Genomic DNA, 21,507 nt, shown 5'->3' with positions numbered 1-21,507 from the left:
CCTCTCCTCCGTGGACCGATGACAGCGATCCTGCGATTGATCCTCGCGTGGTCACTGATGTCCCCTATGGCCCGAAAGAGCCACTATGACATCACAACGTGTAACCTTGCCACCACTCAGCGCAACAAGCAAGTTCCTGGCGGTAGTTGCGTGCAAACATCCCCGCGAGAGCGGGGAAGTGTGCATGTCCGGTGGTCGCTGGGTCACGCTGCGTGATTCTAGCGACACGTATAGTCGTATCGCGCGCGGATTCGGGAAATTTGTTTTAGTTCGCGGCCTCCAGCGCCCGCACGGGGCGCCAGCGGGCCAGGAGACGCTTGTACATCGCGACCGTCAGCTCGACCTCACCTCGCTCCATCCCGGTGAGGGCCACGGTCATCTCCGCGACCGACTCGTCAGTACGGAGCGTGGCGTCGTCCAGGAGATGGACGAGCCCGCCGTAGTCGAGTTCCACGAGCGCGCCGGGATGGAACTCGCCGAGCCACCGGCCGAGGGTGTCCAGCCGTCCCGCCGACAGGAGGTAGACGTCGTCCGTCCCCTCGCCGAGATTCTCGCGCACCACCGGGAGCGCGGCCGCCACCCGGCGGCGCGCCTCCCCCATCGAGGTGACGTAGATCAGGGTCCGCACGGGCGCCGCCGTCGCCGGGCCGTGGGCCGCGGGCTCCTCGGCCGTGTCGTCCGGCGGCCGGTACCCGGTCCCCGGCGTGCCGAGCGTCAGGCACCGCTCGCCGCGCGCAAACGGCACGAACCAGTCCAGCGGGACGTGCCAGGTGCTCGTCAGGATGTGCGGGCGGAGGGAGCGGCCGGCGTTCTTCCACTGCTCGAAGTCGCTGCGCACCCGCTCGGACAGGGGCGGCGGGACGAAGGCCGCCGCCACACCCGCCGCGTGCTCGTCCCTGAAGCGCTCGAAGGCCAGCCAGGAGCGCAGCCGCGTCCCCCACGGGCACACGTAGATCATGTCCTCCAGGCGCCGCACGTAGGCGTCCCTGCTCTCCCGCTCCGGGACGACCTCGGGCGGCGAGCCCGTCAGCCTGAGCACGGCCTCCCGGTTCTCCGCCCCGAGCGCGTGGATCCGCCTGGGACGGCGCCTGGAGTCGGCGTAGACCGTCCACAGGGTCCGCGCGGGCTCCGGGAAGGCGGTCACCGGTTCATAAACCCGTAGGTACGCCGCGTACGGAAGCACCATCGCATCGTGACATGAGAATCGCATCGTGACATGAGATTCGGTCGGGCGTGGCGCCATCGCGCGCCCTAGGCTGATCTTAGAGACAGAGAGGAGGGCACTACCGTGCCTAATGTCTTCGGGGCGCCCCACAAGGGCACCGAACCCCGACACGAGCAGGTCGTCTTCTGCCAGGACGAGGCCAGCGGCCTGCGCGCCATCATCGCCATCTACTCCACCGCGCTGGGCCCGTCCCTGGGAGGCACCCGCTTCTACCCGTACGGCTCCGAGGAAGAGGCCCTCGCCGACGTGCTGAACCTGTCCCGGGGCATGGCGTACAAGAACGCCCTGGCCGGGCTCGACCTCGGCGGCGGCAAGGCCGTCATCATCGGCGACCCCGCCACGGACAAGTCCGAGGCGATGCTGCGGGCCTACGGGCGTTTCGTCCAGTCGCTGAACGGCCGGTACTACACGGCGTGCGACGTGGGCACCTTCAGCGAGGACATGGACATCGTCGCGCGCGAGTGCCGCTTCGTCACCGGACGGACGGTCGCGCACGGCGGCGCCGGCGACTCGTCCATCCTCACGGCGTTCGGCGTGTTCCAGGGCATGCGGGCCGCGGCCGAGACCGTGTGGGGCCAGGCCACGCTGCGCGGCAGGCGGGTCGGGGTGGAGGGCGTCGGGAAGGTCGGCCACCGCCTGGTGGAGCACCTGCGCGAGGACGGCGCGGACGTCGTGATCTGCGACGTGGACGAGGCCGCCGTCGACCGCGTCCGGGCGCTGCACCCCGAGGTGGAGGTGGTCGCCGACGCCGACGCCATGGTTCGCACGGAGCTCGACGTCTACGCGCCGTGCGCGCTGGGCGGCTCCCTCAACGACGACACCGTGCCCGTGCTGGGCTCCAAGGTCGTCTGCGGCGCCGCCAACAACCAGCTCGCCCACCCGGGCGTGGAGAAGCGCCTCGCCGACCGCGGCGTCCTGTACGCGCCCGACTACGTGGTGAACTCCGGCGGCGTGATCCAGGTCGCGGACGAGATCGAGGGCTTCAACTTCGACCGCGCCAAGGCCCGCGCCGCGGGCATCTACGACACCACCCGGAAGATCTTCGCGCTGGCCTCCGACGAGGGCGTCCCGCCGGCGGTGGCCGCCGACCGCCTCGCGGAGCGCCGGATGTCGGAGGTCGGCAGGCTGCGCGGCATCCTTCTCTGAGCTTCGCGGGGGACGGCCTCCGAGCTCGCGGAAGGCGCGGGCGGAGGGTGCACTCCCTAGACCTGTTTAGACCGTTGCAAAACCGTTGTGAGGGCCACCGTGGGGCGGCGTACGACCGTCCCACGGTGGCCTTCGCACGTTCACGTGACCACCGGATACACTGTTGTCATCAGCAACAGGGGCGCCGCCACGTACCGTCGATGTACCGAGCCAGGCGCAAAACGGGTACGGTTGTACCCGTGACTGACGCATGGCTCATCAGGCACCGGTTCGTGTGGTACACGCGCGCGTTGATGGGCCCACGAAAGCCCTGACCATCGAGGGGGTCGAGCCAATGGGTCGCGGCCGAGCCAAGGCCAAGCAGGTGAAGGTTGCCCGGCAGCTCAAGTACAGCACCGGCAACACGGACCTCGACCGCCTGAAGGATGAACTAGGAGTCAGCGACTCCGGCGAAGACTCCTATGACGAGCTCGCCGAGAAGTACGCCGACTACGCCGATGACTACGGCACGGAGACCCGCAAGGACGACACCTCCGGTTGACCGGCAGACAGCACGCCACCGCCCGCACCGCCGGGCGGTGGCGTTTGTCATGGGCCGGACCAGGTCCGGGGGCCGCCGCTCACGCTGAGCGACCCCACGGGCCGCGTTCGGTGTCCGGCATGCACCCGTTGCCCTGAGAGGTCCGGGAGGGGCTCAGCGTCCCGTTCAGCCCCGTCCGCGAGGTCGGGCGGGGCGGAGGGGGGCAGCAGGCCGGCGGATCAGCGGAAGGTCGCTTCGCCGGTTCCTTCGGTGATCTCACCGAGGACCCAGGACGGGACGCCGCGGGAGGTCAGCAGGCGGAGGGCCTCGTCGGCGCGGTCCGGGGCGACGATCGCGGCCATGCCGACTCCGAGGTTGAACGTCTTGTCCATCTCGGCCTGCGGCACGTCGCCGTGCGCCTGGAGCAGGCGGAACACGGCCGGGACCTCCCAGGACGAGCGGTCCAGCACGGCGTCCACCCCGGGCGGAAGCGACCGGGCCAGGTTCGCCGCCAGCCCGCCGCCCGTGATGTGCGCGAACGCCCGCGCCCCTCCGGTCTCGGCCAGGGCAAGGCAGTCCTTGGCGTAGATGCGCGTCGGGGTGAGGAGCTCCTCGCCCAGCGGGCGGTCGAGATCGGCCGACCGTGACTCCAGCGTCAGGTCCGTCGTCGCCAGGATGTGCCGGACGAGCGAGTACCCGTTCGAGTGGATGCCGGACGACGCCATGGCGATCACGACGTCGCCCGCCCGCACGCGTTCGGGCCCGAGGATCCGGTCGGCTTCGACGACCCCCGTCCCGGCGCCCGCCACGTCGAACTCGTCGGCCTCCAGCAGGCCGGGGTGCTCGGCGGTCTCGCCGCCCACGAGGGCGGCGCCGGCGAGAGCGCACGCGTCGGCGATCCCGCCGACGATGTCGGCGATGCGCTCCGGGACGACCTTGCCGCAGGCGATGTAGTCGGTCATGAACAGCGGCTCGGCGCCGCACACCGCGAGGTCGTCGATGACCATGCCGACCAGGTCGTGCCCGATCGTGTCGTAGACGCCCAGGCGCCGCGCCAGGTCGACCTTGGTGCCGACGCCGTCCGTGGACGTCGCGAGCAGGGGCCTGTCGTAGCGCAGCAGTGCCGAGGCGTCGAAGAGCCCCGCGAACCCGCTGACGTCGTCGACGACCTCGGGCCGCCGCGAACGGGCCACCCGGGACTTCATCAGCTCGACGGCGCGCTCGCCCGCCGCGATGTCGACGCCTGCGGCCTCGTAGGAGGTCGTCGGGCGATCCGTCATCGGGTGGCCTCCAGCAGGTGCTTGCCGCGGGCGTCCTGCTCCACCGGGATCGGGTACTGGCCGTCGAAGCACGCCCGGCACAGCTCGTCCTTCGCGATCTGCGAGGCGGAGATCAGCTCGTCCAGGGAGACGTAGCCGAGGGAGTCGGCGCCGATGGAGTCGCGGATCTCCTCCACCGACAGGTTCCCGGCGATCAGCTCGGCCCGGGTCGCGAAGTCGATGCCGTAGAAGCACGGCCAGGAGACGGGCGGGCTGGAGATCCGCACGTGCACCTCGGCGGCGCCCGCGTCCCGCAGCATCGACACGATGGCGCGCTGGGTGTTGCCGCGCACGATCGAGTCGTCCACCACGACCAGGCGCTTGCCCTCGATCGCCTCGCGCAGCGGGTTCAGCTTCAGGCGGATGCCGAGCTGGCGGATCGTCTGGGACGGCTGGATGAACGTCCGGCCGACGTAGGAGTTCTTGACCAGGCCCTGGCCGTAGGGGATGCCGGACGCCTCGGCGTAGCCGATCGCGGCCGGCGTGCCCGACTCGGGCGTCGGGATGACCATGTCGGCCTCGACGGGGTGCTCGCGGGCCAGCCGCCGCCCGACCTCGACGCGGGTGGCCTGGACGCTGCGCCCGGCGATCGTCGTGTCGGGCCGCGCCAGGTACACGTACTCGAACAGGCAGCCCTTCGGGCGCGCCTCGGCGAACCGCTCGGACCGCACGCCCTCGCCGTCGAGCGCGATCAGCTCGCCCGGCTCGATCTCCCGGACGAACCGGGCGCCGACGATGTCGAGCCCGGCCGTCTCCGAGGCGACCACCCAGCCGCGGTCCTCCAGGGAGCCGAGCACGAGCGGCCGGATGCCCTCGGGGTCGCGGGCCGCGTAGAGCGTCCCCTCGTCCATGAAGACCAGGGAGAACGCGCCGCGGGTCGCGGGGAGGATCTCCCGCGCCGCCTCCAGGGCGCCGCCCTGGCCGCGGGCGGCGAGCAGGGCGGTGAGGACCTCGGTGTCGGTCGTGGCGGTCAGCTCGCCCGGGTCCAGCCGCGCGGCCAGTTCGGGCGTGTTGATGAGGTTGCCGTTGTGGACGAGCGCGAGCCCGCCGTCGTCGGTGGACCGGAACGTGGGCTGCGCGTTCTCCCACGTGGGCGAGCCGGTCGTGGAGTAACGGCAGTGGCCGACGGCGATGTGGCCGCGCAGCGTGTTCAGCACCGACTCGTCGAAGACCTGGGCGACGAGGCCCATGTCCTTGAAGACGACGATGCGCGAGCCGTCGCTCACGGCGATGCCCGCCGACTCTTGCCCGCGGTGCTGGAGCGCGTACAGCCCGTAGTACGTGAGCTTGCTCACTTCGGCCCGGGCCGCCTGTTCGGCGGGAACCCAGACGCCGAAGACGCCGCAGGCGTCCTGCGGAGCACGGTCGGAGGGATCGATGTCGTGGCTCAGACGTCCGTCACGGAGAGGCACGTTCGCCAGTCTAGATGCCCGGTTCACCTGCTCCGATCGGTGGCATCTCCTTAACCGACCTTTACTCCCCGAAACCACGGGGATCACGGGGTGCGGGGGAATCTGGGGGACGACACGTGGAGGAACGCATGACCATGCCCGGGTACCGGACCTACTCGCCCCCCGCTCCGCCGAGGCGGAGCACCCTGGCGCGGTCCTCCCAGGTGCTCGGAATCGTCGGCCTGGCAGGGCTCGCGGTGTGCTTCGCGGGGATGATCCCGGCGCTCGCGGGCCTCGTCCTGGGGACGGTGGCGCTCGTGCGCCGCGCCCCCGACCGGCGCCCCGCCCTCGTGGGGGTGGTCTGCTCCGCGATCGCCCTGCTGATCGGCTCCGGGACGCTCTTCTGGCTGCTGAGCAAGGCGGCCCAGTGCGGGGACGCGGCCCGGTACCCGGACGACGTGTCGCGGCGGAACTGCGTCGAGCGCGAATTCCCGTTCGCCCAGGCGACCCCCTGACGCCTTGGTTCAGGCGCCCGGCTGGTCGGCCAGGGAACGGACGGCCTCCTGCCCGAGCGCTGAGGCGTACACGCGCAGATCGTCGATGAGGCCGCCGAAACCGGGCTTGGCAGGCTCTTTGCCCAGGTAGATGGGACCGGCCGGGGTGACCACGGGATGTTCCAGCGAGACGGCGGAGTCCTTCTCGCCGTCGATGTAGAGGGCCATGCCCCGGGTGTCCACGACGAAGGCGATGTGCGCCCATTCGCCCACGGCCAGCCGGGCCTTGCTGTCGACGTACTCGGGGCCCTTCACCGTGAACAGCTGGACGCGGAGCCTCATCGCGTCCGGGTACAGCCAAAGGCCCAGGCCGCGTGCGTCGTTCTCGGCGACGGGCCTGTAGAGGAGGCTGCGCCACTCGCCGGTGGGCCCCTCGTCGACCCGGACGAAGAACGCCAGGCCGAACCCGAAGATCTGGCTGAGGACGAGCTGCGGCGCCGCGGGGATCACGGCGCGGTCATTCTCGCCGAGCGACAGCGCCTCCCCGTCCCGTCCGGGGACGATCCGGGCGTTCTCCGAAAGCTCGGCGGCGGGGGCGGCGGCTCCGGCGGAGTCGGCGGCCCGGCGGCCGTCCACGGTGCCGGCGTCGAACGTCCAGTGCGCGATCAGCACGGAATCACCTCCGGTAAGGCCCGCGTCACCCGCGCACGCTATGCGCGCCTCCCCCACCGAGTCGAGAGGCCGCCGTCGGCCGAGAGGCGGCGTCAGTCGAGGGGCCGCCTTCAGTCGAGGGGGAGGGGGAGGTGGGGTGTCAGGTCGGCGCGCGGGCCGCTCGCGCGGACGCGGCCGTTCGACGCCGCGTCTTCCCAGGTGAGGCGGCCGGTGGCGAGCGCGATCCACGTGGCGGCGTCCATCTCCACCACATTCGGTGGCGTACCCCGGGTATGGTGCGGGCCGTCGATGCACTGAACGGCGGCGTGCGGCGGTACCCGGACCTCCACCGAACGTCCCGGGGCCAGTTCGGCCAGCCGGTCGAGCAGGTACCGCACCGCTCCCCTGACCACCGGACGGCTCGGTTCGGCGGCTCCCGCCTCGATGCCGGCGAGGACCGTGTCCAGAGCCGCGCGGCGCAGCGCGGCGGGCTCGTCCGCGCCGGTGTAGGGCGCCAGCCCGAGCGCGGCGCGCTGCTCGTTCAGCACGGTGGAGGAAAGCGGTGTTCGCGGCATCGCGCAAAACGCTACCGGGTCATCCTCGGTGCCGCGCAGGCGGTAGAAAGGACCCCGGTGCCAGGCATGGGGGCGCAGGGAACGGGGAGGCCGGGGACGCCGTCCCCGGAGGAGACGGAGGTTCGTCAGATGCCCGAGGCGCTGCCCCTGCAGCCGGGCGATCCGAGACGGCTCGGATCGTTCGAGATCACGGGACGGCTCGGCGTGGGCGAGCAGGGCGCCGTCTTCCTCGGCAGCGACCCGTCCGGACGACCCGTCGCCGTGAAGGTCCTGCACGTGCGGTTGAGCGGCGAGCCGGTCGCGCGGTCGCGCTTCGCCGACGCGTTCGCCCCGGCCCGGAAGGTGACCGGCTTCTGCACGGCGGCGATCCTGCACGCCGACGTGGAGGGCGACCGCCCCTACGTGGTGAGCGAGTGGGTGGACGGGCCGTCCCTCCAGCAGCTCGTGGACGAGGAGGGCGTGCGCGGCGTCGTCGTCGTGGAGCGCGTGGCGATCGGGATGGCGGTCGCTCTGGCCGCCGTCCACCGCGCGGGCGCCGTCCACCACGATCTGAAGCCCGGGAACGTTCTTCTCGGCCGGCACGGTCCCCGGCTGAGCGATTTCGCCATCGCCCACGCCATGGAGGCCGTGAACGTGGCGTTCCGCGGCCATATGACCGAGGACCCCGCCTACAAGTCCCCCGAGCAGCTGAGCGGCATGGGCATCGGCCCGGCCGCCGACGTGTTCGCGTGGGCGTCGACCGTCCTGTTCGCCGCCTCGGGCAGGCCGCCGTTCGGCGAGGGCTCGCCGTCCGAGGTGATGCAGCGGATCGTCTACGACGAGGCCGACCTGTCGGAAGTGCCCGACTCCCTGCGCGAGGTGGTGGAGGCCGCCCTGGCCAAGGACCCTGCCGAGCGCCCGATGGCCAGGACGATCCTCGAACGGCTGCTGGGCAAGGGCAGCGCGCTCTCTGAGCGCCTGCCGACCTCGATGGTCGAGGAAGGCCGCGCCCTCGCGACGGGCGTGATGGTCCGCCACAACCTGCCACGGGTCACGCCGCCGCCGCGTCCCCCCAGGGGAGCGCCGGGGAACCCCATGGGAGCCGCTCCTCCGGCCGGGTTCACGCCGAGCCCTGCCATGCCTCCGGGTCCGGTGCCTGGACCGCCCCCAGCTCCCGTGCCCGGACCGCCTCCGGCTCCCGTGCCCGGACCGCCGCCGGGTTCGCCGTCAGGGCCGGTCGCGGACTCCGCCTCGCCATCCGTGCCGCTGCTCGGGAAGCTCGCGCGCTCCCGCCGCGCGCGTCCGGAGCCCGAGCGGGAGCCCGAACCGCCCGCCGCCGACCTCGACCCCGCCGCGTTCGAGGCCACCACGACCTTCGACGCGGTCGGCACGAACCGGCCCGGGCAGCAGGCCCAGACGGGCGGGGGCGACCAGGCGGAGCAGACCACGCGGTTCGACGCCGTCGCTTCCGAGCGGACGGCGACGTTCGACGCGCCCGTCCCCGAGCGGACGGCCACGTTCGACGCCGTCGACATGCCCCCGGCCGACCCCACCGCCCCGAACCCCCTCATCCCGGGGCTGGGGCAGGGGCGCGAGGGCAGCGGCGGGCACCGCTCCCCCAACCGCTCCTCGCCGTTCGGGGCCCTCGCGAAGATGCGGCGCCCCGGCAACCACGTCCTCGGCCTGGCGCTGTCGCTGGCCATCGGCGTCAGCGTCGGCGTCGCCATCATCGCCCTGGTGCTGTGGCCCCAGTTGAAGGCGGACGACGACGGGTCGCCGCCCGACAGCACCAACACGTCCGACAACCGCCCGGTGACCACGATCCCGGCCTCGTTCGCCGGGACGTGGAAGGGGACGGTGGTCAACACCGGCCGCAACGCGTCCTTCCCCGTGGAGATCACGTTCCAGACCGGCGGGACGACCGGGCGCGCCCTGTACCCGCGGGAGAACTGCGACGGCACCCTGCGGCTCGCCCGGGGCACCGAGAGCGCGCTGAAGATGAACCTGGACATCGGCAAGCCGTGCACGTCCGGGATCGTCCAGGTCACCCGGCAGCCCGACGGGACGCTCCAGTACACCTGGACGAAGCCGGGGACGAGCCTCGGCTACGGGGGGCGGCTCAGCCGGGCCTGACCTGCTTCTGCCACCTCCGGCAATGCGTCCATTTTGTCGCCTCTTATCAGGACAGTTCCGCTAAGGTTTCCCCTCGATCGAAACCATCGATCATGGGCGGGACGCCTGCGCGCGCTCCCCTGCAGAAGGAGGCGCTTTGCGGGTTGTCCACCGTAGGCTGCTGCTCGTCGGCTCGGTCGCGGCGTGCCTCGGCGCCGCCGCCGCGCTCCCGGTGCTCGCCGACGACTCGTCGTCGCTGGTGAAGGTGACGGCGGCGGAGGGCACCCCGGTGCCCGGCCGCTACATCGTCACCCTGAAGACCGGAGCGTCCACCGACGCCGCCGCCAAGAAGGTCAAGGCGACCGGCGTCCGGCGCTTCGACGGCGTCCTGAACGGCTTCGCCGCGAAGCTCAGCGACGACCAGGTGAACAGGCTGCGCCGCGACGACCGCGTCGCCGCGATCGAGCAGGACCAGATCGTCAAGGCCACCACGACCCAGCGCGCGCCGCTGCCCTGGGGCCTCGACCGCATCGACCAGCGGTCGGCGAAGCTGTCCAAGACCTACACCTACAAGTCGTCCGGCAAGGGCGTGAACGCCTACATCATCGACACCGGACTGGACGTCGGGCACAAGGAGTTCGGCGGCCGCGCCTCCATCGCCTGGGCGGCGAGCAGGTTCAACGGCGACGGACGCGACTGCAACGGGCACGGCACCCACGTCGCGGGCATCATCGGCTCCAAGACCTACGGCGCCGCCAAGTCCGTGAAGCTGCGCGCCCTGCGCGTCCTCGACTGCAACGGCGAGGGCTCGATGTCGGACATCGTCGACGCCGCCAACTGGCTGCGCACCCACGCCGCCAAGCCGGCCGTGGCGAACATGTCCCTCGGCGGCCCCAAGTCCACCGCGGTGAACACCGCCGTGATGAACCTGTCCAAGTCCGGGGTGTTCACCTCCGTCTCCGCCGGCAACGAGAACGCCGACGCGTGCAAGGTCTCTCCGGCCGGCGCGGGCTGGGTCATGGCTGTCGGCGCGACCACCAAGAGCGACACGCGCGCCTCGTTCTCCAACTGGGGCAAGTGCGTCGACATCAACGCCCCCGGCTACGGCGTCTACTCCACCTGGCCCGGCAACCGCAGCAAGGCGCTCAGCGGGACGTCCATGGCCGCCCCCTACGTCAGCGGTGTCGCCGCCCTCTACCTGTCGACCCACCCGAAGGCCACCTTCCCGACGGTGCAGAAGGTGCTGAACGACAATTCCACCCACACCCTCAAGGGTCTGCGTTCGCAGCCCAACAGGCTCCTGTGGAAGGGCAAGCTGTGAGTCCCGTCACGTAAGATGGCCCGGCTCCCAGCAAGGGAGCCGGGCATCTCGCGCCTCCGCCACGTCCCATTACCGCAGGGTTTACCCTTGGCGAGGCAGACGGCTCTTTAACGTCCATTGACCTTTGGCCATGACGAGAGGAGAACACGTGGAGACCCCCGCCTCCACCCGTCGGCATGCTGACCGCCGCCGTGGCCGGCGCCACGCCGCCGCGGCTCTCGTGGCCCTCGCCGCCGCGGTGCCCCTGGTCGCCTCCGCGACGCCGTCCGCGGCCGCGCCGGCGTCCCTGCCCCTGGACCCGGGCGACAGCGGCAAGTTCGCGAAGCTGAACCGCCAGATCGAGCAGCTCGACAAGGAGTACGGCGGCGACCTCGCCAAGCTGAAGGACGCCGAGTACGCCGCGAAGAAGGCGCTGGACAAGTCCAACAACCTCCAGCGCGACCTTCAGGAGGCCCGCGGGGTCGTCGCCCAGCTGGCCGCGTCCCAGTACATGACGAACGGCGAGGACCCCACCGTCACGTTCCTGGCCGACGCGGACCCCTCCGACCTGCTCAGCAACGCCACCCTGGTCAGCCATCTCGCCCAGAACAAGGCGGGCAAGGTCGCCCAGATCCAGAAGCTCGTCAACGACCAGCTCGCGGCCCGCAAGGCGGCCCAGCAGAAGATGACGGAGCTGAACAAGGAGATCAAGGACCTGAGGCGGCGCAAGTCGCAGATCCAGTCCCTGGTCAAGAAGTACAAGCCCGAGTCCCCGAGCGTCGGCATGGGCGGCGTCACCCCGCGCATGCTCAAGGTGAAGAACACCATCGACCTGGAGATGGGCCCGTTCCCCACGATCGGCTGCTTCCGCTCCACCGGCGACCCGCAGGACCACGGCAGCGGCCGCGCCTGCGACTTCATGGTCACCACGGGCGGCGTCATGGCCTCCGGCAGCGCCCAGTCCCTGGGCGACCGCACCGCCGCCTACGCCATCGCCCACGCCAGCGCCCTCGGCATCAAGTACATCATCTGGCGCCAGCGCATCTACGACCTCCGCAGCCCCGGCTGGCGCTCGATGGAGAATCGAGGCGGCGTCACCGCCAACCACTACGACCACGTCCACATCTCGGTCTTCTAGGTCGTATCTGGCTCCGACCAGAGCCGCATCACTCAGGCTCCCGCATAGCGCCGCTCCGCCCGACCCGGCGTATGGCGTTCCGGCCACAGCCGGGCATGACCGCTCTCCCGTTCACGCGGGAGGAGGCCGGCATCTGGGCAGATTCAGAGGTCCAGTAGCGCAGGTCGTTCGCTGGGACGTCCATAAGCCAGGACGCGGAGCAGCCCTTCTCGCAGTTGCTCGATGCGTTCGTCGTCGACGTCCAGCGTCACTTCTATCTCAGCGTCGTCCAGCCCCAGCGCCTCCAGATTGCTGGAATCCACGACGACACGGAGGACACGATCCTTCAGGCGCACCTCTTTGACTCCGCCGTAGACGGTGCCCTGGTCCGCCGTGACGAGGCAGTAGGAATCCATTCCAAGGGCGATGTCCTGCTCATCAGGCTCGTGCAGGCAGCACATAAAGGTCAGTTCGTGACCTCCGCCATTCTCCTGCTCAGCCACCCCGGCTGCGAAAGTCTCATCGTCTTCATAGGCTTTGAGCTTCCCCCGGTTCCACGGACACCTCATCTGAGTTGACCTTGATCAACTTGGTAAGGAAGTGTCTCGTGCCACCACCTCACCCGCCCGAGTTCCGGCGTCGCGCCGTCGAGCTGGCCCGGACCGGCGACAAGTCGGTCACCGCGCTGGCCAAGAGTCTGGGTATCAGCCAGTCGTGCCTGCGCAACTGGGTCCGGCAGGCCGACGTCGAAGAAGGCCATCTCGACGGTCTGAGTGCCGGCGAGCAGAAAGAGTTGGTCGAGCTGCGCCGAAAGGCCCGGCAACTGGAGTTGGAGAACGAGATTCTCAAGCGGGCAGCGGCCTACTTCGCTCGCGAGAACGTGCTCCCAAAATAAGGTACTCGCTGGTCCGTGAACTTGCCGAGAACGACATTCCCGTCGCGGTGGCCTGCCGAGTGTTAGGAGTTTCCCGGTCCGGTTACAGCGACTGGTTCGGCAGGCCCGCCTCGATTCGGGAGCAACGCAACACCGAGCTGGTGAAAATGATCAGAGAAATCCATGAAGAGTCACGTCAGAGCTACGGCTCGCCGCGGGTGCACGCCGAGTTGACGCTGGGACGGGGCGAGCGGGTGAGCCGCAAACGGGTCGAGCGGCTGATGCGCGAAGCCGGGATCCAGGGGATCTTCCGGCGCAAGGGGCGCCGCAACCTGGTCAACGAGCCGACCGAGGAGGACCTGGTGAAGCGGGCCTTCGACGTCCAGGCGCCCGACGTGCTGTGGGTCACCGACATCACCGAGCATCCGGCCGGCGAGGGGAAGCTGTACTGCGCGGCCGTGCTGGACTGCTTTTCCCGCCGCATCATCGGCCATTCCATCGACATCCGCCAGACCGCCAAACTCGTGGTCGATGCGATGGCTGCCGCAGTCGCCCGCCGAAAGCCCGCCAAGGACGCCACGATTCTGCACTCAGACCATGGGACGCAGTTCACGTCCTGGACGTTCGGGAAGCGGCTCCGGGCCGCCGGTCTCCTCGGCTCGATGGGCACGGTCGGCGACTGCTACGACAATGCCATGATGGAGTCGTTCTGGGGCTCGATGCAGCTCGAACTCCTCGACACCCGGAAATGGCAAACAAGAGCCGAGCTCGCAGCCGCGGTGTTTGAATGGATCGAGTGCTGGTATAACCCGTTCAGAAGGCATTCCAGCCTCGGAATGCTCAGTCCGGTGGACTACGAGGAACGACACCGCTGCTCGACTACGGCCACCTGACCCATCTCACGCCAGCTGTCCGTGCTACGGGGGGAACCTCACTTCCGCTGCGGCGGCGCGAGCGGTGAATGCGAACACCATGCGAGAAGCGTAGACATCAGCCGAGTGAGCACGGCGGCCGACTGCAGGACGGTGTGGGAGAAAAAGCCGGCGGCCCTCCCGGTCAAGGGAGAGCCACCGCAGTTGAGGGCTCACGCGGCGACGCGTCGAGCCCGGGCCGCCAGATCAGCCTTCCAGCACGGTCACCTTGGCGGTGAACTTGCCGGTGAACTCGCGCATGTACACGTCCGGCGTGATCGTGTAGCCGGGCACGATCGTGTACGTGCCGTCCTCCCCGAGGCAGGCTCGCGCCCGCTCCAGAGCGACCTCCTCGATCCGCGCCGCGTTCCCGCAGGTCGTGTGGACGACGAGCGTGCGGGGCGGTTCCGAGACGAACTTGCGGGACGGGTCGAGCAGTCGGATCAGCGCGCAGAGCCAGCTGGCGATCGTCGTGCGCAGGGCATTCATCAGGTTTCTCCCCTGACAACTAGGGGTGTTGCGACCACGAGGTCGCATCACCGGTCTCATTTGTGTTTCCGGAGAAAGACCGTCCCGCCGCACCTGCCTCCGGCAAGCGCAGGACGGCACCAGGAAACCGAACAGAGGGGCCGCCGGTGGGGGCACAAGGATTCGCCCTCTTGGGAGACGGTGGGAGTCGTCACGGGGCGACAGCGCCAGGTCACGGCGGTATCCGTGGGCGCAGCGCGCCGGCTGCGGCCGCGAGGCTCCTGAACCCGGCCCCTCTGGCCCCAATGGGTCATGCCGTTAGGGTCTGGGCATGGGTGAGAAGCGGGAGCTGCCGCGGTATCGGGTTTTGACCGGGCCGGATGACGAGACGTTCTGCTGGCGGGTCAGTGAGGCGCTCGACCTTGGCTATGAGCTGCACGGGTCTCCGTCGGTGACGTTCAACGGAGATCGGGTCGTCGTCGCTCAGGCGCTCACCCGTCGCCAGGACTAGAGGCCTGCGTTGACATGCGAAGGGCGCCCCCGGTTCGGGGGCGCCCTTCGATGCTCGGGTCAGTCGGCGTAGGAGGGGAGCATTCTTTCGTGGGCCTCGCGGAGTTCGGAGAGACCGATGCTGAACAGCTCCTGCTGGTCGCCTTCGGGGCCGCGACCCGTCACCTGCAGGGAATCGCCGCCCGCCACGCCGATCTGGCTGACCGGGACGCCCGCCGACTCGCACAGGGCCGCGAGGCGTGACTCGGCGCCCGGACGGACGACGACCATGGCGCGGGCCACCGACTCGCTGAACAGCGAGACGAACGGGTCGCCGTGCAGGGTGATGCGGGCGCCGAGGCCGCCGCGCAGACACGACTCCACCAGCGTCTGTGAGAGGCCGCCGTCGGAGAGGTCGTGCACGGCGTTGACCAGGCCGTCCCGGACGGCCGCGACCATCACCGACGCCAGTGCCGCCTCGGCCTTCAGGTCGACCAGCGGCGGCAGGCCGCCCAGGTGGCCGTAGACGACGTGCGCCCATTCCGAGCCGCCGAACTCCTCGCGGGTCTCGCCGAGGAGGGCGATCGTGGCGCCGTCGGTGGTCAGCGACATGTTCACCCGGCGGCGCACGTCGTCGTGGACGCCGAGGACGCCGATGACCGGGGTCGGGTTGATCGGCGTGTCGCCCGTCTGGTTGTAGAAGCTGACGTTGCCGCCCGTCACCGGGATGCCGAGGTACTGGCAGCCGTCCGCCAGACCCGTGACGGCCTGCGCGAACTGCCACATGACGCCCGGGTCCTCCGGGGAGCCGAAGTTCAGGCAGTTGGTCACGGCCAGGGGCCGCGCGCCGGTCGCGGCGACGTTGCGGAACGCCTCGGACAGGGCGAGCTGCGCGCCCGCGTACGGGTCGAGCCGGGTGTAGCGGCCGTTGCCGTCCAGGGACAGCGCGATGCCGAGGCCCGACTCGTCGTCGATGCGGACCACGCCGGCGTTCTCGGGCATCGCCATGACGGTGTTGCCCAGGACGTACCGGTCGTACTGGGACGTCACCCACGTCTTGCCTGCGAGGTTCGGGGACCCGGCGAGCCACAGGACGGTCCGGCGCAGCTCGTCGCCGTTGGACGGGCGGGTGAGCCGGCCCGGGGTGTCGGACTGCATGGCGCCGAGGTCGTGCGGCGGCGCCAGCGGACGGTTGTAGACGGGGCCCTCGTCGGCGGCCGTGACCGGCGGGATGTCGACGATCGTCTCGCCGCGCCACGTCATGACCAGCCGGCGCGTGTCGGTGACCGTCCCGATCACGGTGGCCGGGATCTCCCAGCGCGCGCAGATCTCCATGAAGCGCTCGACCTTGGCGGGCTCCACCACCGCCATCATGCGCTCCTGCGACTCGCTCATGAGGATCTCCTCAGGGCGGAGCGTCTCGTCGCGGAGCGGGACGGTGTCGAGGTCGACGTGCATGCCGCCGGTGCCGGCCGCGGCCAGCTCCGTCGTCGCGCACGACACCCCGGCGGCGCCGAGGTCCTGGATGCCGACCACGAGGTCCTCGCGGAACAGCTCCAGGCAGCACTCGATGAGCAGCTTCTCCATGAACGGGTCGCCCACCTGGACCGACGGCCGCTTCTGGTGCGACTCCTCGTCGAAGGTGGCCGAGGCGAGCACGGACGCGCCGCCGATGCCGTCCGGGCCGGTCAGGGCACCGAACAGGATCACCTGGTTGCCGGGGCCGGGGGCCACCGCGCGCTTGATGTCCTCGTGCTTCATCACGCCGACGCACAGCGCGTTCACGAGCGGGTTCTGCTCGTAGCAGGCGTCGAACACCGTCTCGCCGCCGATGTTGGGCAGGCCCAGGGAGTTGCCGTAACCGCCCACGCCGGCGACGACGCCGGGCAGGACGCGCTGGGTGTCGGCGGCGTCGGCCGGGCCGAATCGCAGCGAGTCCATGACGGCGATGGGGCGCGCCCCCATCGACATGATGTCGCGGACGATCCCGCCGACACCGGTAGCGGCGCCCTGGTACGGCTCGACGTAGGACGGGTGGTTGTGCGACTCCACCTTGAAGGTGACCGCCCAGCCCTGGCCGATGTCCACGACACCGGCGTTCTCGCCCATGCCGACGAGGAGCTTGTCGGTCTTCGGGGCCTTGTCGCCGAACTGGCGCAGGTGCACCTTGGAGCTCTTGTAGGAGCAGTGCTCGCTCCACATGACGGAGTAGATCGCCAGCTCGGCCGAGGTGGGCCGGCGTCCCAGGATGTTGCGGACGCGCTGGTACTCCTCCTCGTTCATCCCCAGCTCGGCGTACGGCTGCGGACGCTCGGGAGACGCGGCGGCGACGGCGACCGTGTCGGTGCCCTGGTCGTAGTGCGCGGGCGCCTCGATGGCGGGCTGCGGGCCGGTGCCGCGTCCGACGGCGGGCAGCGGACCCGTTCCCCGTCCTACGGCGGGCTGGGGGCCCGTTCCAGAGCCGATGGCGGGCTGCGGGCCCGTTCCGCGTCCTACGGCGGGCTGCGGGCCGGTGCCGGAGCCGACGGCGGGCAGAGGACCCGTTCCTGGGCTGATCCTAGGCAGCGGGCCCGTTCCCGGGCGGACGGCGGGCAGCGGGCCCGTGCCACGGCCGACCGTTGGCTGAGGACCCGTTCCCCGTCCGACGGCGGGCAGCGGGCCGGTCCCCGGGCGCACGGTGGGCTGGGGGCCCGTCCCGCGTCCAACAGCGGGCAGCGGGCCCGTACCGGTACCCACGGCAGGCTGAGGGCCCGTTCCGTGGCCTCCGGCTGGCTGCGGGCCTGTGCCGCGGCTTACCGGAGGCTGGGGGCCGGTGCTGGGGCCTTGGGACAGCGGGCCCGAGTTCAGGTCGATGAGAGGCTGCGGGCCACTGCCCGGGCGAACGGCCGGCTGCGGGCCCGTACCGGTACCCACGGCGGGCTGAGGGCCCGTCCCCTGGCCTACGGCCGGCTGAGGGCCCGTGCCGTGGCCTACGGCGGGCTGAGGGCCCGTGCCGTGGCCTCCGGCTGGCTGAGGGCCCGTGCCGTGGCCCACCGCGGGCTGAGGGCCCGTGCCGTGGCCCACCGCGGGCTGCGGGCCCGTGCCGGAACCGGCTACGCGCTGCGGGCCGGATCCCGTGCCCCGGGGAGGCGGCGGTGCCGCGAAGGCGCTCAGGTCGGGCGCGGTGAGCGTCGGGTCCGCGACGGTGGACGTGGGGTCGCCGCCAGAGCGCTCCTCTTCCAGAGCGCGCGTGAACTCCTCGGGCACCTGCTCGGAAGGCGCGGGGCCTTGGACGGGCTCTTCGTCGTTCAGCACCGGGATGGGGCCGGTGAAGGGCCCGGGGACCGGTTCGGCGGCCGGGTCCTGGGAGCCGGGCAGAGCGGGAGGCTGGTCCTCTTCGAGGATGGCCTTGAACCCCTGTGTCACTGCGGGGTTGATGGGCTGGAGCTCCGGGTCGTCCGCGTCGGACTTGAGCTCGCCGAGCCACTCCATCGAGGGCTCGTCTTCGTCTCGGGTAGCCCTTCCGGAAGCGTGGGGCCGTTGCTCACTCATGCGTTGACCAGTCTCTTGACGATCGAGGTGAAGAAGCCGAGCCCGTCGGTGGACGGCCCGGTCAGCGACTCGACGGCGTGCTCGGGATGGGGCATGAGCCCGACCACGTTGCCGGCCTCGTTGCAGATCCCGGCGATGTCGTCCAGGGAGCCGTTCGGGTTCAGGTCGAGGTAGCGGGCGACGATGCGGCCGGAGTCGGCCAGTTCGATCAGCGTCTCCCGGTCGGCGGTGTAGCGGCCGTCCCGGTTCTTCACCGGGATCACCAGTTCCTGGCCCTCGTTGTACTCGGAGGTCCAGGCGGTCTCGGCGTTCTCGACGCGCAGTCGCTGGTCGCGGCAGACGAAGTGCAGCCCCGCGTTCGGGAGCAGCGCGCCGGGCAGCAGGTGCGACTCGCACAGCACCTGGAACCCGTTGCAGATGCCGAGGACCGGCAGGCCGTCGCCTGCGGCGGCCACGACCTCGGCCATCAGCGGCGCGAACCGGGCGATCGCCCCGGCCCTCAGGTAGTCCCCGTACGAGAACCCGCCTGGCAGGACGACGGCGTCGACCCCCCGCAGGTCATGGTCGCCGTGCCAGAGGGCGACCGGCTCAGCGCCGGCCAGCCGCACCGCGCGTGCGGCGTCCTTGTCGTCAAGGGAACCTGGGAAGGTGATGATCCCAACCCGGGCAGCGTCCATCTGTTCTGTTCCTCCGAAATGAGGTGCGGCCGAGACGATCGGGATCTCCTCCGCCGATCAACCCCGATGCGCGTCGCATTCCCCCGCGCGCAGGTCCCAATCTACCCGGCGTTGGGAATGAGGCTGCGGTCGAGGCGCCGTACCAGGGCCCCGTCCCTCCAGGTCAGCCGCTTTCGCAGGTGAACGACGGTGCCCCGGTCGGGTGCGGAGTCGATGTCCAGGTCGTCCACCAGGGCGCGCATCAGCTTGATCCCGCGTCCCGACTCGCTCAGGGCCTCCGGCTCCGGCGGGGCGGACCGCAGGCCGCGGCCCCAGTCCATGATCTTGAGCATGCAGGTGCCGTCGTCCACGTGCCCGGTCACCTCGTAGTCGCCGTTCGCGCGGGCGTGCTCGATGACGTTCGTGCACGCCTCGGAGATCGCGACCAGCAGGTCGTCGACGCAGTCCTCGGCGACGCCGAGCCCCCGCAGGGCCTCGCCCGTCACCCGCCGGACCACCGGGATGCTCAGCGCGTCGCGCGGCAGCGCGAGCGAGAACCTCATATCCACCCGGACACCTCGTGTCATGCTCCGGGCGTCCCGACCGTGCCCCCGGTCCCGGAGCGTGCTCGACGACTCAACGCAGCTAACAGTTCCCCGGAGGAATCTTCCGTAATCGCCACAGTCGCGGGTCCGCCATTTGGAACGGGCCATGTCACGACCGAGAACCGAGCGGCGTTCTGCCGCCGGCCCCGGCCGCGAGGCCGGTCCCGGCCACGCACCGGACGGTTACAGAACGTGAACCTCGTAGTTCTCGATGACCGGATTCGCCAGCAGCGTCTCGGCGATCTTGCCGACCTTCTCCAGGGCCGCCTCGTCGGCGTCCCCCTCCAGCTCCACCTCGAACCGCTTGCCCTGCCGGACGGCCACGACCCCGTCGAACCCCATCTGCGGCAGCTTGCGGGCGATCGCCTGACCCTGCGGGTCGAGGATCTCCGGCTTGAGCATGACGTCCACGACGACACGCGCCACGGTCGCCCCCTCACTGATCTGCGCTTTTGCTTACGATCCTGAAGCGTACGGCACCATGGCCCATCACGAGCCATCAGCACCCCCGGAGCCTGCCGATGAACATCGAGGACCTCACGCCCGTGGAACGCCGCCTGTGGGAGGCGTTCCCCAAGGGCGAATCCGTCGACCTGTCGTCCGGCGACCAGGCGATGGACGACATCACGCGGTCGGACCGGTGGGGGCGGGACCGGATGGTCAGGGCGGAGGTCCTCGTCGCGCTGCTCGTCGGGGCGGTGGAGCCCGAGCCCGGCCAGGTCGCCGCCGTGCGGCTCGGCGGCGCCCGCATCACCGGCTCGCTGAACCTCGGGCACGCGGAGGTCCACGTCCCGCTGGCGCTCACCGGCTGCGACTTCGACGAGGCGCCGCACCTGTACTGGGCGAGCATGAACAGCGTCCACCTGATGCGCTGCCGGCTGCCCGGCCTGATCGCCTCCGGCACGCGGGTGGACGGCCACCTGTGGCTGGAGGGCAGCCGCATCAACGGCGGCCTGTGGCTGGACGGCGCGAACATCACCGGCATCCTCAACATGTCGGGCGTGCACCTGTCCAACCCGGGCGGGGACGCGATGCTCGCCGACCGCCTCTCGGTCGAGGCGAACGTCTACTGCGACCAGGGGTTCGCCGCCAACGGCGAGGTCCGGCTGCCGGGGGCCCGCGTCGGCGGCCAGCTGATCTTCCGGGGCGCGCGGCTGTACAACCCGTCCGGCGCCGCCCTGTACGCCAGCCGCCTGGACGTGGCCGCGAACGTGTTCTGCGACGGCGGGTTCACCGCCGAGGGCGAGATCCGGCTCCGCGGCGCCCGCGTCGGCGGCTACCTGTCCTTCGTCGGCGCCCGCCTGTCCGCTCCCAAGCGGACCGCTCTGAACGCCGACGACCTGGCCGTGGAGACCGACATCTACTGCTCGGACGGGTTCACCGCCATCGGCGCCGTCAGCTTCTCCGGGGCCCGCGTCACCGGGCAGCTCAGCCTGCGCGACGCCCGCCTGCTCCACGACGAGGGGACGGCGCTCGGCCTGCAGCGCCTCCAGGCCGAGGAGCTCCTGCTGCGCACCGCCGAGCCGATCAAGGGGACGGCGGACCTGTCCTACGCGCGCATCAACCTGCTGCGCGACGACGCCGCGTCGTGGCCGGAGCACCTCCAGCTCGACGGGCTCCAGTACGAGACCCTCGAACCGCCGCTCACCGCCCGGGAGCGGCTGGCGTGGCTGCGCCGCGACACCGACGGCTACGCCCCGCAGCCCTACGAGCGGCTCGCGCAGACCTACCGCTCCCTCGGCCTGGACGCCGACGGGCGCTCCGTCCTGCTCGCCAAGGCCCGGGACCGGCGCAGGACGCAGGGCGTCCCCCGCAAGATCGTCGGCTGGTTCCAGGACGGGCTGGTCGGCTACGGCTACCGCCCGTTCCGCGCCGCGAGCTGGCTGGTGGGGCTGCTCGCCTTCGGGACGATCGTCTTCTCGATCCACCGGCCCGACGTCCTGGACGACGGCCACAAGCCGCACTTCAACGCGTTCTTCTACACGCTCGACCTCCTCCTGCCGATCGGCAGCCTCGGCCAGGAGATGGAGTTCGCGCCCAAGGGCGTCTACCAGTGGATCGCCAACTTCATCGTCGCCGGGGGGCTGCTCCTCGGCCTGACGGTCGCGGCCGGCGCCACGCGGGCGCTCTCCCGGGAATAGCGG

General features: G+C 70.8%; 21 protein-coding genes. 10 read left to right on the top strand and 11 right to left on the bottom strand.

The features are described 5' to 3' along the window. Positions 1-265: 265 nt before the first annotated feature. The gene (locus tag AB0C84_RS02755; RefSeq protein ID WP_258944361.1) at positions 266-1,183 is read right to left on the bottom strand and encodes a hypothetical protein; all 918 of its coding nucleotides are present in this window, start codon (positions 1,181-1,183) and stop codon (positions 266-268) included. Positions 1,184-1,288: 105 nt separating this feature from the next. Between AB0C84_RS02755 and AB0C84_RS02750 the strand changes: the two genes are divergently transcribed. Next, the gene (locus AB0C84_RS02750; RefSeq protein WP_361060454.1) at positions 1,289-2,371 is read left to right on the top strand and encodes a Glu/Leu/Phe/Val dehydrogenase dimerization domain-containing protein; all 1,083 of its coding nucleotides are present in this window, start codon (positions 1,289-1,291) and stop codon (positions 2,369-2,371) included. Between the two features lie 334 nt (positions 2,372-2,705). Further along, positions 2,706-2,912 carry a DUF3073 domain-containing protein gene (locus AB0C84_RS02745; RefSeq protein ID WP_179849484.1) on the top strand — a complete coding sequence of 69 codons (207 nt, stop codon included), beginning with the start codon at positions 2,706-2,708 and terminating at the stop codon, positions 2,910-2,912. 218 nt (positions 2,913-3,130) lie between these two features. Here AB0C84_RS02745 and purM read toward each other — a convergent pair whose 3' ends face one another. Both purM and purF read right to left on the bottom strand, forming a co-directional pair. Further along, complete coding sequence (gene purM, locus AB0C84_RS02740) at positions 3,131-4,171, bottom strand: phosphoribosylformylglycinamidine cyclo-ligase (protein WP_361060452.1); 1,041 nt, start codon at positions 4,169-4,171, stop codon at positions 3,131-3,133. Further along, positions 4,168-5,622, bottom strand: a complete 1,455-nt coding sequence (gene purF, locus AB0C84_RS02735; protein WP_361060450.1) for an amidophosphoribosyltransferase — start codon at positions 5,620-5,622, stop codon at positions 4,168-4,170. Before purF ends, purM begins: the two co-directional genes overlap by 4 nt. A 128-nt stretch (positions 5,623-5,750) precedes the next feature. On the opposite strand from purF, the gene AB0C84_RS02730 reads away from it, so the two are divergent. Beyond that, positions 5,751-6,116: a hypothetical protein gene (locus AB0C84_RS02730; RefSeq protein WP_361060448.1), complete on the top strand. Its 366-nt coding sequence runs from the start codon at positions 5,751-5,753 to the stop codon at positions 6,114-6,116. A gap of 9 nt (positions 6,117-6,125) precedes the next feature. On the opposite strand, the gene AB0C84_RS02725 is transcribed toward AB0C84_RS02730, so the two are convergent. Beyond that, a complete protein-coding gene (locus tag AB0C84_RS02725) occupies positions 6,126-6,767 on the bottom strand; it encodes a LamG domain-containing protein (protein ID WP_361060446.1) in 642 nt (213 codons plus the stop codon). 110 nt (positions 6,768-6,877) lie between these two features. Then, positions 6,878-7,321: a sterol carrier family protein gene (locus tag AB0C84_RS02720; protein ID WP_361060444.1), complete on the bottom strand. Its 444-nt coding sequence runs from the start codon at positions 7,319-7,321 to the stop codon at positions 6,878-6,880. Between the two features lie 129 nt (positions 7,322-7,450). Between AB0C84_RS02720 and AB0C84_RS02715 the strand changes: the two genes are divergently transcribed. The 3 genes from AB0C84_RS02715 to AB0C84_RS02705 all read left to right on the top strand — a co-directional run bounded on the left by AB0C84_RS02715 (position 7,451) and on the right by AB0C84_RS02705 (position 11,850). Next, positions 7,451-9,433, top strand: coding sequence for a serine/threonine-protein kinase (locus AB0C84_RS02715; protein ID WP_361060442.1), 1,983 nt, complete (start codon positions 7,451-7,453; stop codon positions 9,431-9,433). 136 nt (positions 9,434-9,569) lie between these two features. Then, complete coding sequence (locus AB0C84_RS02710) at positions 9,570-10,733, top strand: S8 family peptidase (protein WP_361060440.1); 1,164 nt, start codon at positions 9,570-9,572, stop codon at positions 10,731-10,733. Between the two features lie 148 nt (positions 10,734-10,881). After that, positions 10,882-11,850, top strand: coding sequence for a hypothetical protein (locus AB0C84_RS02705; protein WP_361060438.1), 969 nt, complete (start codon positions 10,882-10,884; stop codon positions 11,848-11,850). Between the two features lie 143 nt (positions 11,851-11,993). Here AB0C84_RS02705 and AB0C84_RS02700 read toward each other — a convergent pair whose 3' ends face one another. After that, complete coding sequence (locus AB0C84_RS02700; protein WP_361060436.1) at positions 11,994-12,398, bottom strand: Imm10 family immunity protein; 405 nt, start codon at positions 12,396-12,398, stop codon at positions 11,994-11,996. A gap of 38 nt (positions 12,399-12,436) precedes the next feature. Between AB0C84_RS02700 and AB0C84_RS02695 the strand changes: the two genes are divergently transcribed. Further along, complete coding sequence (locus AB0C84_RS02695; RefSeq protein ID WP_361060434.1) at positions 12,437-12,724, top strand: transposase; 288 nt, start codon at positions 12,437-12,439, stop codon at positions 12,722-12,724. Continuing rightward, positions 12,721-13,596 carry an IS3 family transposase gene (locus AB0C84_RS02690; RefSeq protein WP_361060812.1) on the top strand — a complete coding sequence of 292 codons (876 nt, stop codon included), beginning with the start codon at positions 12,721-12,723 and terminating at the stop codon, positions 13,594-13,596. The genes AB0C84_RS02695 and AB0C84_RS02690 overlap by 4 nt, the downstream gene beginning before the upstream one ends. 225 nt (positions 13,597-13,821) lie before the next feature. On the opposite strand, the gene AB0C84_RS02685 is transcribed toward AB0C84_RS02690, so the two are convergent. Continuing rightward, positions 13,822-14,103 carry a hypothetical protein gene (locus AB0C84_RS02685; protein WP_361060432.1) on the bottom strand — a complete coding sequence of 94 codons (282 nt, stop codon included), beginning with the start codon at positions 14,101-14,103 and terminating at the stop codon, positions 13,822-13,824. 310 nt (positions 14,104-14,413) lie between these two features. On the opposite strand from AB0C84_RS02685, the gene AB0C84_RS02680 reads away from it, so the two are divergent. Beyond that, complete coding sequence (locus AB0C84_RS02680; RefSeq protein ID WP_179844830.1) at positions 14,414-14,593, top strand: DUF1737 domain-containing protein; 180 nt, start codon at positions 14,414-14,416, stop codon at positions 14,591-14,593. A gap of 59 nt (positions 14,594-14,652) precedes the next feature. Here AB0C84_RS02680 and purL read toward each other — a convergent pair whose 3' ends face one another. The 4 genes from purL to purS form a co-directional block, all read right to left on the bottom strand. Continuing rightward, on the bottom strand, positions 14,653-16,947 hold the full coding sequence (gene purL, locus AB0C84_RS02675) for a phosphoribosylformylglycinamidine synthase subunit PurL (RefSeq protein WP_339156736.1): 2,295 nt from the start codon (positions 16,945-16,947) through the stop codon (positions 14,653-14,655). A 1,151-nt stretch (positions 16,948-18,098) separates the two neighbouring features. After that, on the bottom strand, positions 18,099-18,779 hold the full coding sequence (gene purQ, locus AB0C84_RS02670; protein ID WP_258944351.1) for a phosphoribosylformylglycinamidine synthase subunit PurQ: 681 nt from the start codon (positions 18,777-18,779) through the stop codon (positions 18,099-18,101). 101 nt (positions 18,780-18,880) lie between these two features. Beyond that, a complete protein-coding gene (locus AB0C84_RS02665) occupies positions 18,881-19,321 on the bottom strand; it encodes an ATP-binding protein (protein ID WP_218905489.1) in 441 nt (146 codons plus the stop codon). Between the two features lie 225 nt (positions 19,322-19,546). Next, a complete protein-coding gene (purS, locus tag AB0C84_RS02660; RefSeq protein ID WP_089315160.1) occupies positions 19,547-19,789 on the bottom strand; it encodes a phosphoribosylformylglycinamidine synthase subunit PurS in 243 nt (80 codons plus the stop codon). A 95-nt stretch (positions 19,790-19,884) separates the two neighbouring features. Here purS and AB0C84_RS02655 point away from each other — a divergent pair, with 95 nt between their 5' ends. Beyond that, positions 19,885-21,504: a hypothetical protein gene (locus AB0C84_RS02655; protein ID WP_361060429.1), complete on the top strand. Its 1,620-nt coding sequence runs from the start codon at positions 19,885-19,887 to the stop codon at positions 21,502-21,504. Positions 21,505-21,507: the final 3 nt, after the last annotated feature.

The sequence above is a fragment of the Actinomadura sp. NPDC048955 genome, assembly GCF_040649435.1.
GTDB lineage: Bacteria > Actinomycetota > Actinomycetes > Streptosporangiales > Streptosporangiaceae > Spirillospora > Spirillospora luteofluorescens.
Note: the sequence above shows the minus strand (reverse complement) of the source record. Positions and strands in the feature narration are given on the sequence as shown.

Bases quoted from the DNA above. Each gene is read 5' to 3' on its own strand.
- AB0C84_RS02745 (WP_179849484.1), top strand. From the start codon at position 2,706: ATGGGTCGCGGCCGAGCCAAGGCCAAGCAGGTGAAGGTTGCCCGGCAG.
- purM (WP_361060452.1), bottom strand. From the start codon at position 4,171: ATGACGGATCGCCCGACGACCTCCTACGAGGCCGCAGGCGTCGACATC.
- AB0C84_RS02730 (WP_361060448.1), top strand. From the start codon at position 5,751: ATGACCATGCCCGGGTACCGGACCTACTCGCCCCCCGCTCCGCCGAGG.
- AB0C84_RS02720 (WP_361060444.1), bottom strand. From the start codon at position 7,321: ATGCCGCGAACACCGCTTTCCTCCACCGTGCTGAACGAGCAGCGCGCC.
- AB0C84_RS02715 (WP_361060442.1), top strand. From the start codon at position 7,451: ATGCCCGAGGCGCTGCCCCTGCAGCCGGGCGATCCGAGACGGCTCGGA.
- AB0C84_RS02700 (WP_361060436.1), bottom strand. From the start codon at position 12,398: ATGAGGTGTCCGTGGAACCGGGGGAAGCTCAAAGCCTATGAAGACGAT.
- AB0C84_RS02685 (WP_361060432.1), bottom strand. From the start codon at position 14,103: ATGAATGCCCTGCGCACGACGATCGCCAGCTGGCTCTGCGCGCTGATC.
- AB0C84_RS02680 (WP_179844830.1), top strand. From the start codon at position 14,414: ATGGGTGAGAAGCGGGAGCTGCCGCGGTATCGGGTTTTGACCGGGCCG.
- purQ (WP_258944351.1), bottom strand. From the start codon at position 18,779: ATGGACGCTGCCCGGGTTGGGATCATCACCTTCCCAGGTTCCCTTGAC.
- AB0C84_RS02665 (WP_218905489.1), bottom strand. From the start codon at position 19,321: ATGAGGTTCTCGCTCGCGCTGCCGCGCGACGCGCTGAGCATCCCGGTG.
- AB0C84_RS02655 (WP_361060429.1), top strand. From the start codon at position 19,885: ATGAACATCGAGGACCTCACGCCCGTGGAACGCCGCCTGTGGGAGGCG.